This is a genomic window from Spirosoma montaniterrae (genome assembly GCF_001988955.1).
Taxonomy (GTDB): domain Bacteria; phylum Bacteroidota; class Bacteroidia; order Cytophagales; family Spirosomataceae; genus Spirosoma; species Spirosoma montaniterrae.
This window is the reverse complement of record NZ_CP014263.1, coordinates 3347555-3363193: the sequence shown is the minus strand read 5'-3', so window position 1 is coordinate 3363193 and position 15639 is coordinate 3347555. Positions and strand designations below refer to the sequence as shown.

The following is a 15639-nucleotide window of genomic DNA, read 5'->3' as shown; positions in this document are numbered from 1 at the left end:
TTGCCGCTGCCGAAACTGTTGGCTGCTGGCTGTTGCGGTTCCCCGCCGGGATTGATAACTGATAATTATGAGACTACAGGACAAAGTTGCTATTATAACCGGCGCAGCCCGTGGCATCGGGCAGGGTGCCGCCGACGTATTTTGCCGCGAAGGAGCCACAGTTGTTATCTGGGACGTACTGCCCGAAGGTGAAGCCACGGCCCAAACCCTGCGCGATGCAGGCTACCGCTGCGACTTCATGCATGTCAGCACAACCGATGTACCCGCCATCGAAGCAGCCGCCCGCGAGGTGTTCGACCGCTATGGCCGCATCGACGTTCTGATTAACAACGCCGGTATCACCCGCGACAAAACGTTGCTGAAAATGTCGTTCGATGAATGGCAGCAGGTTATCGACGTGAACCTGTCGGGCGTGTTCAATTGCACGAAGGTGATTGCCCCCTACATGGTAGAGCAGCAGTATGGCCGCATCATCTGCACCTCGTCGATCAACGGCGTACACGGCGCGTTTGGGCAAACCAACTATGCGGCTGCCAAAGCGGGTATTATCGGTATGGTGCGGTCGTGGGCTAAAGAACTCGGTCCGAAAGGCATTACGGCCAATGCCGTTGCGCCGGGCTTCATCCAGACCGCCATGACCGACGCTATGCCCGAAGCCGTTCGGAACGCGGCAGTTGCCACTGTGCCTGTCCGGCGTATCGGCAAACCCGAAGACATCGCTTATGCCTATTTGTATTTGGCGTCTGACGAAGCCTCATTTGTGAACGGCCACGTACTGGCCGTAAACGGCGGACAGGCTATTTAACAGGTATCAGTGATCAACCAACAGCCAACAGTGTTGTCTATTGCTGGTTGCTGGCTGTATACTGACAAAAACTGTTGGCTGTTGACTGATACCTGATATGAGCAAAATCCGTAAATTTTATAACGAGTACAAGCCGTATATTTTCTCCGACGGCTGGTATTACGTTTTTATCATTGTTTTCATTTTACTGCTCTTCATCTTCTTCTCCTGAATGGCGAAACGATCCACTGTCCTGGCGATCATCAATCCGCTGTCGGGTACTACTTCACTGGCGCAGAAGACGGCCCTGCGCGATGCGTTTCTGCGCCGGGCCGAGTCGCTCGATTTTGATGCCGACGCGGTGTTTACCGAACACCCCGGCCATGCTACCGAACTGGCAACGGCGGCTGTGGCCCAAAGTGTAAGCCGCATACTGGCTATTGGGGGCGATGGCACCATTAATGAAACGGCGCGGGCCTTGCGCCGGGCACCCACTGCCCTCGGTATAGTACCCGTTGGGTCGGGCAACGGGCTGGCCCGGCATCTTGGCATTCCGCTCAATCCTACACAAGCCGTTGAACACGCATTGGTGGGCCGACCGGTAGTGATCGACAGTGGCGAGGTGAGCGGGCATCCGTTTTTCTGTACTGCCGGGCTGGGTTTTGAAGCCTACGTAGCGCATTTGTTTGCCCGGCAACCCGTGCGCGGTTTGCCTACCTACATCCGCACAGCTTTTGGCGCATTCTGGAACTACCAGCCAGGCAGCTATGTGATTGATGATCAGGAGAGAACCCTATTCTCACTGACGTTTGCCAACGCTGGGCAGTTTGGTAATAACGCCTGGATGGCCCCTACGGCCAACATTGCCGACGGGCGGCTCGATCAGTGCGAAATTCGCCCGTTTCCGGCGCAAATGAGCGGTTTGCTAATGTGGCGATTGTTCAATAAGACCCTGAACCGGTCGGCGTACTGGCGCGGGCAAACGATTACGAGAGCCACAGTCGAAAGTAACGGTCCGCTACTAATCCACGCCGACGGCGAACCCCTGACGCTGCCCGATGGTCGCGCCGAGGTAAAGGTGTTGCCGAGTAGTTTATTGGTATTGCTGTGAAGAGTTGGCTGTTTTTAAAAACTTTGCCCAAACGTCAGGAGATTATTGTCGGGGTCGAGTACCGAAAACTCTTTCTGTCCCCAGGGCTTTAGCTGCAAGGGGTCATTGGGGTGAACAATAGTTTGACCGCCCGGCAAGGATGCATACAACGCGTCGATGTCATTGGTGCGAATGTAGACCTGCCCGTAGTTTTCGGCTGGGTCGAGGTCGGGGTGGGCGAAGAAATGAAGTTGCAGGCCGTCTTTCTCTACCATCAGGTAGTTGGCATGGTCGGTGTTGCCAAACACGGTGAAGCCCAGCTTAGTCAGGTAAAAATCTTTAGTTGCGGCCTTGTCCCGCATGGGCAATTTGGGATGTGTCGCGGTTAGCATGGATTTACGTTGCTACTTAGACATGACTTTACTAATCATATCATTAGGCATAGTTGGCGACGAGTCGTCTTTAAGTAAACCGGTTTCAGCTCTGCTAAATAAGGACTGCATAATCAATTGTCTGTCCTTCTCATCTACTTGAGAATCCTTCAAAAGAGATAAATAAAAGTAGGTCAAAGTGTACCGTTCTTCACAATCACGTGCTAAATGGAAGGAACTGAACATAACTTTAGTTAAAGCCCTGATGCAAAAAGCTATAAACGATATTAGGGTAACGTATATGATTGACCATCGTATAGCTGCACTTTTATCGTCACCAAACCAACTGCTATATATCTGTTCAGGAGTTGACCAAAGAATTTGACCTAAAGACCAGCAAGTTCCAAAAACAAGAACCACCATTATACCAAGAAACCACCACCCTTGAGTTTTTAGGTTATCTGCCCTTTGACTCCAATATTTTGCAGGCTCTTCAAGTTTGAGCTTTTGCTTATAAGTGTTCTCTAAATCAGAGACTTTTTCTGTCGATGAGAGAAACCAGTTATGCCACTTTTCATTTTTTGTACCCTCAAACCAGTTATGCCATTCCTCTGTCTTTGTTTTTTCAAACCAATCTGTGAACAATGTTTCTTTCTCTGATTTCAGTTCGTCAATTCGTATTACGTACTCATTATAGTTTTTGTCAGCATTCTTTAGATGCTGCACAAGCTGGGCTTCAGATTCAGAAAGATACTGTTGAAAATCATTTCTGATTTTTGAGATTGATTCCCTTTCCGCTTTTCTTCTCTGAGTTATTTCCGTATGATCTTTTAGAGCAAACTCATATGCGAGAAGCACTCCATATAAAGAATCTTTATTACTATGATTAACACTGTTTTGCACAATTGCCCCATAAGCTCCTTTAAAATATGAAGGGGTACTCTTATAAACCTTTATTAAGAAATCTACTTCTGGGATGTCGTAGGGTAAGGCGTAGCCGGAACCATTAATATACCTTTGAACATGACTTTGCCAATAATACGCTAAATTATGCTCGCCTTCAGTATAATTGGTGACAAAGTAAATGATCTGATTTCTAATAGTGTTAAAATATTCGGTGTTACTTTTCAATTCATCCGGTAGATCTCCAAGTTTCTCCCAACCAGATAGTTGTTGATTTACATATTCGTAAATTGCCGAAACTCCCTTTAATTCGAGATGGAAATTGACGTAATGAAAGTCAAATGTTTCAGATATTTCTTGGAACCAATTACTGGCAGGTGCATTAGAGATTCTATTTCTGACTTCGGCGTTAGTCATGTTTCAGTTTGTTTGAGACCTATATAGTGGACACAAGTTTAACTCTAAACAATAATGAGTTACTATCACACAATAATACTAACTAATGCATTAAGTATAACAGCTTTTTTATGACTCCGAGCTATATTTTGGATAAATGATATTCAAGCTGTATGTACAAGACCGTATTTGCATGCGCGATACCTCACTGTTAATCAACAACTGTCTTTTTTTATTCTGTATGCATCTGACTATTATTTAGCCGCTTTTGCCAAAGCTTGCGCTATTATCTTCCCTTCCTTTTGTTTTTGTACGATAACGAATGAGGACAGTAACTTCTCTCTAAACTCATCCACATAAAGCCTTTTATCAGAAATGGCTGGGTCTGGTTTATTTGTGTTCATGGTCTTGGCAAAAATAAGTCATCCTTAAACTTACTGCGCAAGTTACGCGAACAAGCCCGATATTTGCCCCCGCAAATTGATCCTGAACGCGTCAACTGAGCCACTGCTGTTGGTTGTTGGCTGCTCACTGTTCCCTGTTCCCGATGTCTCAACAAAAAGTAGTACTTGCCTTTAGCGGGGGCCTTGATACCTCGTTCTGCGTTAAATATTTATCGGAAGATCGGCAGATGGAAGTCCACTCGGTGCTGGTCGATACGGGCGGTTTTTCGGATGCCGAACTTCAGGCCATTGAAGAACGGGCCTACTCGCTGGGTGTGAAATCGCACGCGACGATTTCTAAAACCGACGATTACTATCAGCAATGCCTGAAGTTTCTGGTGTTTGGTAACGTGCTGAAAAACAACACGTATCCGCTCTGCGTGAGTGCCGAACGCATTTTTCAGGCCATTGCAGCCGCCGAATATGCCCGGCAGATTGGTGCAACAGCCATTGCTCACGGCAGCACCGGCGCGGGCAACGATCAGGTACGCTTCGATATGGCGTTTCGGATCATTGCTCCTGAAGCCGAAATCATTACGCCCATCCGCGATTTGCGGCTTTCGCGTGAGGCCGAAATCGAATACCTTAAAAACAAGGGTGTGGAGCAGGAGTGGCACAAAGCAGCCTATTCCATCAACAAGGGTTTGTGGGGCACGTCGGTGGGTGGCAAAGAAACGCTGACCTCAGACCAGTACCTGCCCGAATCGGCCTGGCCCACGCAGGTATCGAAAGTAGAGCCGGAAACCATCACGCTCACGTTCATACACGGCGAAATCAAAGGCATTGATACAGAGATGTTTGCTAACCCGGTTGATGCCATTCGGCGGCTGACCGAACTGGCCGGACCGTTTGGCATTGGGCGCGACATTCACGTGGGCGACACCATTATCGGTATCAAAGGCCGCGTTGGGTTCGAGGCTCCGGCCCCGCTCATCCTCATCAAAGCCCACCACACCCTCGAAAAACACGTACTGACCAAGTGGCAACTGTACTGGAAAGAACAACTCGCCAACTGGTACGGCACCATGCTCCACGAGGGGCAGTTTATGGACCCCGTGATGCGCAACATCGAAACGTTTCTGGCCGATACACAAGGTCATGTGTCGGGCAAGGTGCATGTGCAATTAGCTCCGCATCGGTTTACGGTGCTGGGTATCGAGTCGGAATATGATCTGATGTCGGCTACGTTTGGTTCATACGGCGAGATGAACAACGCCTGGACCGGCGACGACGTGCGCGGCTTCTCGAAAGTAGCGTCGAATCAGGTTATGATCTACGAGAAAATTAGCAACCAGTGATTGTTTACGGACGAGATTATTGCGCCCCCCGCAGCGTAGCCTACCCATTGGCCCTGATGGACTGGTTTGTGGATCGCTACGCACGGGGCCGCTACAAACGCCGGAATTTTGGTCCGCCCGACGCCGTGCGCCCGAAAATTCTGTTTATGACGTCGGGGCATTTGGGCGACGCCCTTATTCTGTCGTATATTTTTCCGGTCGTGCGCCAACGCTACCCCGATGCCGTCATCGACGTGCTGTCGGGCGATTGGTGTGACCCCATCTGGCAGTCGAATCCGTACATCCGGCGCGTGTTGCACCTGAACCACCCCAACACAAACCGCCGAAACTGGTCGAACCTGAAGAAGTGGCAAAGCTTTCGGCAAACGTTTCGGTCGGCGGTGGCAGCTTTGAAAACCGAGACCTATGATTATTCGGTCGATATTCGATTTGCTAATTCACCACTGCATTTCGTATTGCCGTTCATCCGGGTGCGCCGGGCCATTGGCTTCGGGGCGCGGGGCTGGGGTGGCTTGCTGGATGATGAGTTTTTTCTGCCCAACGGCGAGTTTCACCATTTCACGCTGCTCGATGAATTATGGAAACCGCTCGGCATTTCGGCCAGCATTGAAACCATTCAACCGTATTTCGAGACGCCGGGCCTGACCGCCGGGCAAATCTGGCAGAAACTCGGTCAGCCGCAACCAGCCGGACCGGTGGTGTTACTCTGCCCCGAAGCGGGCGGCACCGAAAAAATGCTGCCAACGGAGTTTTGGCTCGATGTGGCCCGGCGCGTTTTGCCCGATGATACCGCAACGCTGGTGTTGAGCGGCCAAACCAATTTCACAGCCACGATTTACGAAACACTTCGGCGCAATCACGCCGTTGATGCCAGTCGGATTGTGTCGGCGGTGGGCAAGCTGACTATTCAGGAGATGGCGGTGTTGGCCGGGGCGTCGCAGTATGCCGTTACGCTCGATTCGCTGCCAGTGCATCTATGTTCGATTTTCTGCCCTACGGTGGCCTTTTTTTACAACGGTATGGGGTTACAGTTTTTTCCGATTTCGGCCCGGCCTACGCTCGTGCTCCACAACCATACTGCCAGCCGGGAACTAACTATTCACCGGCCCGATTTTCAATCTGAATACGTAACCACATTTGATGCCACCACGCTCGACCGTGCGTTTGAGTGGATACAGAAATTAGTTTTAAAACAATGAACGATAAAATACAGGTAGGCATCATCGGCGGAGCCGGGTACACGGGGGGCGAACTACTGCGCATTCTCATCAATCACCCGTTCGTCAATATCGCCTTTGTGCAAAGCAATAGTCAGGCCGGCAAACCCGTCTGGACCACCCACACCGACCTGCTGGGCGATACCGATCTGACGTTCAGCGGCCCCGCAGACGAAGACGAAGAACTGGATTTAGACGTTATTTTTCTCTGTTCGGGACACGGCGCGTCGAAAACATTCATGACCGAACACGAAATTTCGGACGACGTGACGGTAATTGACCTCAGTGCTGACTTTCGCGACGAAAGCGACGATTTTGTGTATGGTCTGCCCGAACTGAACCGCGACCGTATTGCCGAGGCTACCCGCGTAGCAAATCCCGGCTGTTTCGCTACGGCTATTCAATTGGCTCTATTGCCGCTGGCAAAAGCTGGTCTGCTCAACCACGATGTGCATGTAAGCGCGATTACGGGCAGTACCGGAGCAGGGCAGGCGTTGGTGCCAACAACCGGCTTTACGTGGCGTAATAACAACGTCTCGATATACAAAGCCTTCACGCATCAGCACCTCGCCGAAATCCGTCAAAGTCTGACCCAACTCGACCGAATCCACGGCGGCCCCGACTTTACGGGAGCCATCAACTTCGTTCCGTACCGGGGCGACTTCACGCGCGGCATCATGGCAAATGTCTACACCCCCTATGGCGGTACGCTCGATGAAGCTAAAACCCTGTATAGCAGCTACTACGCCGAACATCCGTTTACGCACCTGAGCGACACGCCGATTGATCTGAAACAGGTAGTGAACACGAATAAATGCCTGTTGCATCTGGAACTACACAACGGGCAACTGCTTATCACGAGCATCATCGATAACCTGACAAAAGGGGCGTCGGGGCAGGCTGTGCAAAATATGAATCTCGTGTTTGGAATGCCCGAAAACCTGGGCTTACGGCTAAAGTCGGTGGCATTTTAAGTATTACCGAATCTGCTCCAGAATTGTCAGCGTTCGTGAAACCATTTGCTCGATAGCTTTCCAATTCTGCTCGGCAATAGCCTGTTTCTGAAATAGTTGCGATCCCATGCCGACCGCCGTTACGCCCGCGCCAAACCAGGCCGACAGGCTTGCTTCGGTTGGTTCAACGCCCCCCGTCACCATCAGCCGCGCCGTGGGCAGTACGCTCTTTACCGACCGCACGAAGGCTGGACCAACTACCTCGCCCGGAAAAATTTTGACAAAATCGGCCCCGGCCTGCATCGCCTGAAAAACCTCCGACACGGTCATGCAGCCCGGTAGCCACGGCACGTTCTGCGTCCGGCAAACGTCGCCCACTGCCGGATTCAGGCCCGGAGCTACCACAAACGCGGCCCCGGCTTCGATGAACTGCCGGGCGTGTTCGGGTTGCCAGATAGTGCCAATACCCAGCAGCATATCGGGAAAATGGTCGGCTTTTGCGGCCACTAATCGCTTAAAATTGTCGAGTGCCGACGCGTTTCGGTTGGTGTATTCAAACACCCGGATACCGCCCGCGTAGCTTGCCCGAACGACCTGAACGCTTATATCGGCGTCTGCATGGGAAAAAACCGGAACGATACCGGCTTGAAGAAGTTGGTCAGTTGTGGTCATCGTGTTGTTACCCCACCCCAACCCCTCCCCGTTAGGGAGGGGCTTACTCGCGTAAGCTTCTTTAGATGCCCCTCCCTAACGGGGAGGGGTTGGGGTGGGGTGTTTTTATTTCTCAGGAATCGGTGCGAGTTTCGGCACCAGCAGGTGAATAACGGCCAATGCCGACAGATAGGCAACCGACGCAATCAGAAACAGCGAGCCATAGCCGAAGTTGTTGATAAGCCAGCCCGAATTTTTATCGAGCAATGCACCGCCCAGTGCCCCAAACATGCCGCCAAACCCAATTACCGACGCCACCGCCCGCTTCGGAAACATGTCGGTAACAATGGTGTACAAATTGGCCGACCAGCCCTGATGCGCGGCTGCGGCTATGGCAATCAGCGCAACCGCAACGACCAAACTCCCCGTGACCGACGCAAAGTAAATCGGCACCACGCAAAGCGCACAAAGCAGCATAGTGGTTTTGCGGGCTGCATTGGGCGACCATCCGCGCTTGATAAACGACGTAGACACATAGCCGAACAGAATACTACCGGCGTCGGAAACCAAATAGATGACCAAGAATGCCGGACCAATGGTTTTCAGGTCGAGCTTGAATGATGCATTTTCGTTGAAAAACTTGGGGAGCCACGTCAGATAGAACCACCACACGCAGTCGGTCATGAATTTACCAGCGGCAAAAGCCCACGCCTGCCGGTACGGAATCACTTTCCCCCAGCCAAGCTTTTCGGTGCTGACCGTCTCGTTGTCGCTGTGAATATGCGCCAGTTCAACCTCCGACACGCTGCGATGTTCTTCGGGCCGACGGTAGAATAAGAGCCAGAGTATCAACAAAACAACGCCTAAGCAGCTACTGACCAAAAACGTGGTTTGCCAGCCGTATCGTTCGAGTAGATACGGTACTGAAAAAGCGGTCAGAATAATGCCCAGATTGGCCCCGGAGTTGAACAGGCCCGTAGCCAGTGACCGCTCTTTTACTGGAAACCATTCGGCTACGGTCTTGATGGCCGACGGGAAGTTACCCGCTTCGCCGATACCCAGCCCGACACGCACTACCGCAAGTCCGCGCACACTGCCCACAAACCCGTGGGCAATGGCCGACAACGACCAGAGCGTGATGGAAATGGCGTATCCCAGCCGCGTACCGAGCCGGTCGATGAGCCAGCCCATCAGCACAAAACCCAGCCCATAAGCCAGTTTAAACAGCGACTGTACGTTGCCATACAGCACGTTAAAGGCTTTCTCATGATCGGCGTTGAGCAGCGTACCCGGTGCCAGATCAAGCATTTGCCGTTTAAAGTCGTCGTTGTTGACTACGTAGGAGAGAACGCTCCGGTCAACGTAGTTGATGGTAGTGGCAAAAAAAAGCAGGCTCAGAATTCGCCAGCGATAGTTGGTCATAGTGCCCAGCACAGAAGGGGCAGGTGGTGCGGCTGGTTTCGTTTGCATGAGCGATGGGGTTGAAGAAGTCGGAAAGAGGAAGACTCAGAAAAGTTGACGCTTGTTTGTCACTAAGAACGATAGCCACAATATCTACCCCTCAACCTGACCCCAGTCGCTGTATCAGACTGGGGAATATCAGTTAAAAAAAGCAACTACAACGCTTTCGTTGATAACCTTCTACTGGTATGAAACTACGTATTGTTATTGGATTGCTGGCAATCGGTCTTATGAACTGCCGCGACAACCAGGCCCAACCACCCGGACCCACGTTTCAATCGGTGACCCCGTTTCCATTTGGGGCCGCGCTCAGTCCGGTACGCCTGACCAACGATGCCGCTTATCGGCAAACCGTTGAGCGCGAATTCAGTAGCATTACATCGGAGAATCATCTGAAAATGCACCACGTACACCCCGAGGCCAGCCGCTACGACTGGTCGCCGGGCGACGTGCTGGTGAATTTCGCCAGTCAGACTGGCAAGCGAATGCACGGACACGCGCTGCTCTGGCACGAAGCTGTGCCTGACTGGGTCAAAAATTTTTCGGGCGATTCGCTGGCCTGGGAAACGCTTGTCCGCGATCATATCACCACCGTTGTGCAACACTACAAAGGCCGCATTGCCGCCTGGGACGTGGTGAACGAGGCTTTCTTAGACGATGGAACGCAGCGCCCTACCATCTGGTCACGGCATCTTGGCCCCGACTATATTGCCCGCTGTTTTCAGTACGCCCGGCAGGCCGACCCAACGGTAAAGCTATTTTACAACGACTACGGGCAGGAATACAGCTCCCGAAAACTACAGGCAATGCTGACAATGGTGGCCGATTTCCGTCGGCGGGGCATACCCATCGACGGCGTTGGTTTGCAAATGCATACGCACATCAATCACCCCGACGCGCAAATTGAAAACGCCATTCGGCAGGCTGCGACCACGGGCCTGCTGGTCCATATCTCCGAACTCGACGTGCGTATCAACCCGAAAGGCGAAGCCAACTTCAGCCCGACCGACCTGCACTGGCAACAGCAAAAAGCCAAATTTACGGCCATCGTGCGGGCTTATCGAACACGTGTACCCAAAAGCCAGCAACACGGTATTACCACCTGGAACGTGGGCGATGGTGATAGCTGGATTCCGAAATTCTGCAAATGCACTGATTTTCCGCTGCCGTTCGATAAAGTCTATCAGAAGAAACCGGCTCATGAGGGCGTACTGGATGGGTTGCGTTAAAAAATACCTGATTATGAGATATTTACCGATTTTCTTCTCCCTGACCGTATCCTGCGCAATGGCCCAGTCCAACTTCGTTCCGAACTACGACGAGACTAAGGTTGGCAGCTACACGCTGCCCAACCCATTGACCGATAAAAAGGGGCAACAAATCACAACCGCCAAAGCCTGGCAGCAACGCCGGGCCGACTGGCTCAACCTGTTTGCTGAACACGTTTATGGCAAAACGCCCAACCAACGCGTTCGGCTGCGGTTTCAGCCCGGAGCCATCGATGCAAACGCTCGCGGTGGGCGGGCTATCCGTAAACAGGTGTCGATTTACTTTGCCGACTACCCCCAGTTGCCGCCCATCGACCTGCTGCTCTATGTGCCGAAGACCGCAAAAAAGGCCGCTCCGGTATTTCTGGGGCTAAATTTCTGCGGCAACCACTGCATCAGCAACGAACCGGACATTCCGCTCTCGACGCGCTGGATGAGCAATGCCATTGGCGAAGTATCGGTCAATAATAAAGCTACCGAAAAAGCACGCGGGATGCAGACCCGCCGTTGGCCTATCGACACGCTGCTGGCGCGGGGTTACGCCGTTGCTACGGCCTACTACGGCGACATCGAACCCGACCATCCACAAGGCTGGAAAACCGGAATCCGCTCTGTATTAGGTGATTCAAGCCGCACCGACAACTGGGGGCCATAGGCGCGTGGGCGTGGTGCATGAGCCGTATGCTCGATTACTTAGAGACCGAACCACTGGTAAATGCCCAACGGGTTATTGCCTTTGGGCATTCGCGCATTGGCAAAGCAGCGTTGTGGGCGGCAGCGCAGGATACACGCTTTGCCGCTGTTATTGCCAACGAATCGGGCGAGGGCGGGGCGGCTTTATCCCGGCGCAACTACGGCGAAACCGTGGCTCGTATCAATACGGCGTTTCCGCACTGGTTTTGCAATCGATACAAAGCCTACAACGAGCAGGTATCGGCCCTGCCCGTCGATCAGCACATTCTACTAAGCCTCATTGCCCCGCGTCCGCTCTATGTAGCAGCCGCCGAAGACGACCGCTGGGCCGACACACGCGGGCAGTTTCTGGCCGCGCTGGAAGCCGGGCCGGTGTACGCACTTTACAATAAAGCGGGCTTAGGCGTAACCGACGTGCCGCCCGTGAATCAATCGGTTGGCAAAGCAGTGCGTTTTCACGTTCGCACGGGTGTACACGATGTCACGGATTTCGACTGGTGGCAGTACCTGACGTTTGCCGACGAGGAACTGCCGTAGGTTTCAGACTTCTACCTCCCGAATGGCGTGAATTGGAACAACGGTGCCGCATTTCAACAGTACATAGTCGTCCAGTACGGCCCAAACGGTGGTGTTTACCGCCCGAACGCCTTCCAGTGTTTCAAAAGCTATGCTCACTTTATGTTTTTCAAGATTACCAAGAGTCTGGGCTTTATACAGCATTGCCAGCCGTTGAGCGCGGCTTTCTTCGCTGGTCAGTACTTCGTTATGTGGAAAATGGTACTGATTTATCTGCTCTTTTTCAATAACGGGTGCCAACATGATCGTAACGGTTTGGATGATCTGTCCGTGAGTCTGAGCCAAACGTTCGTTTGTGTCTCACGTTGACCGTATAACGCGCTGTTTAGCAAAATGTTACATTAGAAAATCGTTAGAAATTACAGCCGGTTTCGGGCCAGTCTATGCCCATACTTTAGTACCTTCGGTGCAGTTGCGACACATCTCGATTTCGGAACGCGACCGCAGCAGCGTGCCGCGAAATTCTTCATAAGCCGAACCGTGCCATAACTTGGCAAATGATTCGGTTTGCAGGTCGCCGAGCCGGTGATGCGCGTCTTTGTCGAAGCAGCAGGGCACTACCAGCCCATCCCACGTAATGACGCACGAGTGCCACATTTTCCAGCAGTGGTCGCCGAAACCGTTTTTGATCCGGTAGGTGCCGTCGGGCTGCGGGGCGTACCGGCTGTAGTGGTCGAGCGTTGGGATAAGGTCGGAGCCGTGTTCATAGTCGTAAATCTGGGCTGTTTTCAGGGCTACTTCATCGACGCCCAACTCACGGGCCAACTGACGTACTTCCGCAATCTGGTGTTCGTTGGGCTTCACCACCAAAAACTGGAATACGACGTGGGGTGTGCGCGACTTCAATTCTTTTTTCCAGCGCAGAATATTCCGGGTCCCCTCCAGCACTTTTTCAAGTTTGCCGCCCACGCGGTATTGCTGATAGGTTTCCTGCGTGGTGCCGTCGATGCTGATAATAAGCCGGTCTAAGCCTGATTCAACGGTTTTGCGGGCGTTGGCATCGGTCAGGTAATGGGCGTTGGTGCTGGTGGCAGTGTAAATGTTGCGCTCGGTGGCGTAGCGCACGAGGTCTAAAAACTGCGGGTGCAGGTAGGGTTCGCCCTGAAAGTAAAAAATCAGGTATAACAGCGTTTCGTGCAGTTCATCGATGGTGCGTTTGTAGAGGTCTTCGCCCAGCATTCCGGTGGGGCGCGTAAACGACCGTAGCCCGCTGGGGCATTCGGGGCAGCGCAGGTTGCAACTCGTGGTCGGCTCAAACGAAATCGACATCGGCAGACCCCGGTGCAGCGGCTTGCCCATTTGCCGCGAATAGTAATAACTCGACAGCACCTTCAGCGCATTCGCGACGCGCTTCGGGGTCAGTTTGGAAGCAAAATTCAGACCGTCGTGGAAGCGTCTAACCGTTTGACTGTGATTCATATTTGCCCTAACAACTCATTCACCGAAATGCTGAAATCATTTAATACCGGGCTGGCCGAACAGACGTCGTCATCGGAGCAGATTTGCACGGTTTTGCATAATATACACCATAACGGTCATTCCGGCAAGCCGGTTCGCCAAACGCGGCAACCGCTTTCCTCAAAAACCAACGTGCTATCTTCGGTGCCGGGTATGTCGGTAGGTAATTTGCCGGTCATGCTGGCGGCAAACACATATTCGGCGTCCTCTGCATGTGTCCAGGCAACATAGGCTTTGTTATCGGCGGGGCCAACGAGCCAGTGCGTTTCCTGCCCTTCGATGTCGTTCCAGATGCGTTCGGCGAAGGCCCGGATGCGCCCGATGGTGGCAAACTGTTCGGCGTTCTGACCCCACACAAACGGGCCGTGCGTTACTTTGTCGGGCTGGCGGTCATCTTCAATCTGGAATACGTAGAGCTTGGTATATTCTTCGTTGGGACCGCGTTCGGGATGCAGGTTCCTAACCTCGAAACCCAGTCCGGTATAGCTCGGCCAATCGGTCAGGAAGAGAGCCGTAAAATAGCGAAAAATATTGCCGGTACGGTAAAATTCATCAAAGCGCGGGTCGTCTTTGTCGGCGGTCATGACGGTGAAGTTGGGCGCAAACCGGCGCGTCCGCAGGTACTCGTCATACAACGCGAACTGCCGCCGAAACTCCGCCGACCCAACCACGAGCGACTGTAAATCGCCCAGCGTCGAATCGGCGTCGATGGCGTCGAGATGGTCGAGTTCGTTGCCGTAGCCCATTGTGTCGGGCGGGGCCAGGAACGTTTCGGCGAAAAACGCGAAATGAGGAACACCGTTGCCGCGAATGTATCGTTTGATGGCCTTCAGCGGGTCGTAATAATGCCCCACCATGTTGGGTACGCCTTCGGGACGCATCTGCACGTGGGCCATGTCGCCCCGCATAAAGTCGAAATTATACGTGCGCTGACATTCGTGTACTTTCTGACAAATGTATTGCCAGGCGGTGTAAACGGGCCGGTCGAAGTCGAGTTCCCAGTTTTGATTATTGTCTTTCGACTCGTAGAACCGATACCGGGCCAGCGGGCCAAACACCCGCGACATTTTTTGCGGCTTATCGAAGGCATATTGATACCATATCTGGCCGAAATCGTCGTAAACAAAATCGTTGGCGTCGATATGCAGCCCCCGGTAGGGCGGTGCCATCGTCATGGGTAACGTCTCGAAGCCCTGCGCCAGCAAATGCCGCATCAGGGCCAGCCGCCGACGCAACCGCCCGCCATAATCGTGCGGTTGCCCGAACAGCATCCGGGCGCGTTGCTCATCGGTCAGAATTGGATTATCGAACGAAAAAAAGACGTCTTTACCGAACGTAATGGGCGTTCCGTCGGCGGCACCGTGGTATTTCAGAAACTGCCACACCGCTTCTTCGACATAGCGATACACTGTGGTGGTATGATCGACGATAGTGGTTTTCTCGCGATGTACCCACTCGAATAGCGACGGGCTGGTGAGTACCATTTCCGAAAAACGGTCGGTGTGCGGAATCACGTCCATGCCTACCGTGCGGCCCGTTGCGTGGAGCAGATTGGTTACGGCTTTCAATTGCTTTTCAACCGTGTTCAGGGCCGGTACGTATTGCGCCAGTTCGACATCGAAAAATTCGGGGTTAAGCTGCCAGCTTACCATGCCATACAAACTGCCTACTACGCCCGGTTCCCAGATGGGCAGCAGGTGAATGCTATCGTGGTGGGCGGGCAGTGTGAGCGTGTAAGCAATTACTTTCCAGAACGACCCGATGGTACGCACGTTGATGCCGACCATGTTGCTGGTTTTCAGCCACGTTCCATCGGTGTGGTGTCGCACGGGGCTGTCGATGGTTTCGGCGGGGTCGAGTGCCCGGCGCAATAAGTCGGTGCCGAGCCGCTTATGCAACAGGTCGAGCGTTTGATAAACTGATAACCGAACGGCAGTTTGGGGCAGTAGATTCGGTATGAATGAAGCGCGGCCCGATTGGTAAGCGTCGGTGTACGTTGTGTGGTGTTGCTGCCAGTCGGCTTGCAGGTCGGCCAGTGTAGTCATGAAGAAAAAGCGTCTTGGCTACAAACATTGGT

At 52.8% G+C, this 15639-nt stretch carries 16 protein-coding genes; 8 read left to right on the top strand and 8 right to left on the bottom strand.

The genetic code is table 11. The annotated features are described in order from the left end of the window. Positions 1-67 precede the first annotated feature (67 nt). Together fabG and AWR27_RS14520 are read left to right on the top strand one after the other, a co-directional pair. Positions 68-805, top strand: coding sequence for a 3-oxoacyl-ACP reductase FabG (fabG, locus tag AWR27_RS14525; RefSeq protein ID WP_077131832.1), 738 nt, complete (start codon positions 68-70; stop codon positions 803-805). Between the two features lie 211 nt (positions 806-1016). Beyond that, on the top strand, positions 1017-1895 hold the full coding sequence (locus tag AWR27_RS14520; protein WP_077131831.1) for a diacylglycerol/lipid kinase family protein: 879 nt from the start codon (positions 1017-1019) through the stop codon (positions 1893-1895). 14 nt (positions 1896-1909) lie between these two features. On the opposite strand, the gene AWR27_RS14515 is transcribed toward AWR27_RS14520, so the two are convergent. The 3 genes from AWR27_RS14515 to AWR27_RS25325 all read right to left on the bottom strand — a co-directional run bounded on the left by AWR27_RS14515 (position 1910) and on the right by AWR27_RS25325 (position 3948). Further along, complete coding sequence (locus tag AWR27_RS14515) at positions 1910-2266, bottom strand: bleomycin resistance protein (RefSeq protein WP_077131830.1); 357 nt, start codon at positions 2264-2266, stop codon at positions 1910-1912. Positions 2267-2278: 12 nt separating this feature from the next. Then, positions 2279-3565, bottom strand: coding sequence for a DUF6161 domain-containing protein (locus tag AWR27_RS14510; RefSeq protein WP_077131829.1), 1287 nt, complete (start codon positions 3563-3565; stop codon positions 2279-2281). 233 nt (positions 3566-3798) lie between these two features. Then, positions 3799-3948 (bottom strand): hypothetical protein, encoded by a 150-nt coding sequence (locus tag AWR27_RS25325; RefSeq protein WP_157579224.1) that lies wholly within the window; start codon positions 3946-3948, stop codon positions 3799-3801. A 143-nt stretch (positions 3949-4091) separates the two neighbouring features. Between AWR27_RS25325 and AWR27_RS14505 the strand changes: the two genes are divergently transcribed. From AWR27_RS14505 to argC, 3 genes are read left to right on the top strand one after another with little or no spacing between them, the layout of a single operon-like run. Continuing rightward, positions 4092-5285, top strand: coding sequence for an argininosuccinate synthase (locus tag AWR27_RS14505; protein WP_077131828.1), 1194 nt, complete (start codon positions 4092-4094; stop codon positions 5283-5285). Then, the gene (locus AWR27_RS14500) at positions 5282-6484 is read left to right on the top strand and encodes a glycosyltransferase family 9 protein (protein WP_077131827.1); all 1203 of its coding nucleotides are present in this window, start codon (positions 5282-5284) and stop codon (positions 6482-6484) included. The genes AWR27_RS14505 and AWR27_RS14500 overlap by 4 nt, the downstream gene beginning before the upstream one ends. Then, positions 6481-7476 carry an N-acetyl-gamma-glutamyl-phosphate reductase gene (gene argC / locus AWR27_RS14495; protein WP_077131826.1) on the top strand — a complete coding sequence of 332 codons (996 nt, stop codon included), beginning with the start codon at positions 6481-6483 and terminating at the stop codon, positions 7474-7476. Before AWR27_RS14500 ends, argC begins: the two co-directional genes overlap by 4 nt. A gap of 3 nt (positions 7477-7479) precedes the next feature. Here the strand turns inward: argC and eda are convergent, their stop codons facing one another. Continuing rightward, positions 7480-8127, bottom strand: coding sequence for a bifunctional 4-hydroxy-2-oxoglutarate aldolase/2-dehydro-3-deoxy-phosphogluconate aldolase (gene eda, locus AWR27_RS14490; protein WP_077131825.1), 648 nt, complete (start codon positions 8125-8127; stop codon positions 7480-7482). Positions 8128-8232: 105 nt separating this feature from the next. Beyond that, complete coding sequence (locus tag AWR27_RS14485) at positions 8233-9576, bottom strand: MFS transporter (RefSeq protein ID WP_083732859.1); 1344 nt, start codon at positions 9574-9576, stop codon at positions 8233-8235. 179 nt (positions 9577-9755) lie between these two features. Here AWR27_RS14485 and AWR27_RS14480 point away from each other — a divergent pair, with 179 nt between their 5' ends. The 3 genes from AWR27_RS14480 to AWR27_RS25795 are packed head-to-tail and all read left to right on the top strand — an operon-like array spanning position 9756 to position 12065. Continuing rightward, the gene (locus AWR27_RS14480; RefSeq protein ID WP_077131824.1) at positions 9756-10796 is read left to right on the top strand and encodes an endo-1,4-beta-xylanase; all 1041 of its coding nucleotides are present in this window, start codon (positions 9756-9758) and stop codon (positions 10794-10796) included. Positions 10797-10809: 13 nt separating this feature from the next. Beyond that, entirely contained in the window at positions 10810-11490 is a 681-nt protein-coding gene (locus AWR27_RS25800; protein WP_232325839.1) for a hypothetical protein, read from the top strand. 26 nt (positions 11491-11516) lie between these two features. Beyond that, entirely contained in the window at positions 11517-12065 is a 549-nt protein-coding gene (locus AWR27_RS25795; protein ID WP_232325838.1) for an alpha/beta hydrolase family protein, read from the top strand. Between the two features lie 3 nt (positions 12066-12068). Here the strand turns inward: AWR27_RS25795 and AWR27_RS14470 are convergent, their stop codons facing one another. The 3 genes from AWR27_RS14470 to AWR27_RS14460 form a co-directional block, all read right to left on the bottom strand. Further along, a complete protein-coding gene (locus tag AWR27_RS14470; protein ID WP_232325837.1) occupies positions 12069-12389 on the bottom strand; it encodes a hypothetical protein in 321 nt (106 codons plus the stop codon). A gap of 96 nt (positions 12390-12485) precedes the next feature. Continuing rightward, positions 12486-13523 carry an SPASM domain-containing protein gene (locus AWR27_RS14465; RefSeq protein WP_077131822.1) on the bottom strand — a complete coding sequence of 346 codons (1038 nt, stop codon included), beginning with the start codon at positions 13521-13523 and terminating at the stop codon, positions 12486-12488. A gap of 116 nt (positions 13524-13639) precedes the next feature. After that, positions 13640-15607 carry an alpha-amylase family protein gene (locus AWR27_RS14460; protein WP_077131821.1) on the bottom strand — a complete coding sequence of 656 codons (1968 nt, stop codon included), beginning with the start codon at positions 15605-15607 and terminating at the stop codon, positions 13640-13642. Positions 15608-15639 lie beyond the last annotated feature (32 nt).

Excerpts from the sequence above, each read along its gene's own strand:
- fabG (WP_077131832.1), top strand. The coding sequence starts at position 68 with ATGAGACTACAGGACAAAGTTGCTATTATAACCGGCGCAGCCCGTGGC.
- AWR27_RS14520 (WP_077131831.1), top strand. The coding sequence starts at position 1,017 with ATGGCGAAACGATCCACTGTCCTGGCGATCATCAATCCGCTGTCGGGT.
- AWR27_RS14515 (WP_077131830.1), bottom strand. The coding sequence starts at position 2,266 with ATGCTAACCGCGACACATCCCAAATTGCCCATGCGGGACAAGGCCGCA.
- AWR27_RS14510 (WP_077131829.1), bottom strand. The coding sequence starts at position 3,565 with ATGACTAACGCCGAAGTCAGAAATAGAATCTCTAATGCACCTGCCAGT.
- AWR27_RS25325 (WP_157579224.1), bottom strand. The coding sequence starts at position 3,948 with ATGAACACAAATAAACCAGACCCAGCCATTTCTGATAAAAGGCTTTAT.
- AWR27_RS14505 (WP_077131828.1), top strand. The coding sequence starts at position 4,092 with ATGTCTCAACAAAAAGTAGTACTTGCCTTTAGCGGGGGCCTTGATACC.
- argC (WP_077131826.1), top strand. The coding sequence starts at position 6,481 with ATGAACGATAAAATACAGGTAGGCATCATCGGCGGAGCCGGGTACACG.
- eda (WP_077131825.1), bottom strand. The coding sequence starts at position 8,127 with ATGACCACAACTGACCAACTTCTTCAAGCCGGTATCGTTCCGGTTTTT.
- AWR27_RS14485 (WP_083732859.1), bottom strand. The coding sequence starts at position 9,576 with ATGCAAACGAAACCAGCCGCACCACCTGCCCCTTCTGTGCTGGGCACT.
- AWR27_RS14480 (WP_077131824.1), top strand. The coding sequence starts at position 9,756 with ATGAAACTACGTATTGTTATTGGATTGCTGGCAATCGGTCTTATGAAC.
- AWR27_RS25800 (WP_232325839.1), top strand. The coding sequence starts at position 10,810 with ATGAGATATTTACCGATTTTCTTCTCCCTGACCGTATCCTGCGCAATG.
- AWR27_RS25795 (WP_232325838.1), top strand. The coding sequence starts at position 11,517 with ATGCTCGATTACTTAGAGACCGAACCACTGGTAAATGCCCAACGGGTT.
- AWR27_RS14465 (WP_077131822.1), bottom strand. The coding sequence starts at position 13,523 with ATGAATCACAGTCAAACGGTTAGACGCTTCCACGACGGTCTGAATTTT.
- AWR27_RS14460 (WP_077131821.1), bottom strand. The coding sequence starts at position 15,607 with ATGACTACACTGGCCGACCTGCAAGCCGACTGGCAGCAACACCACACA.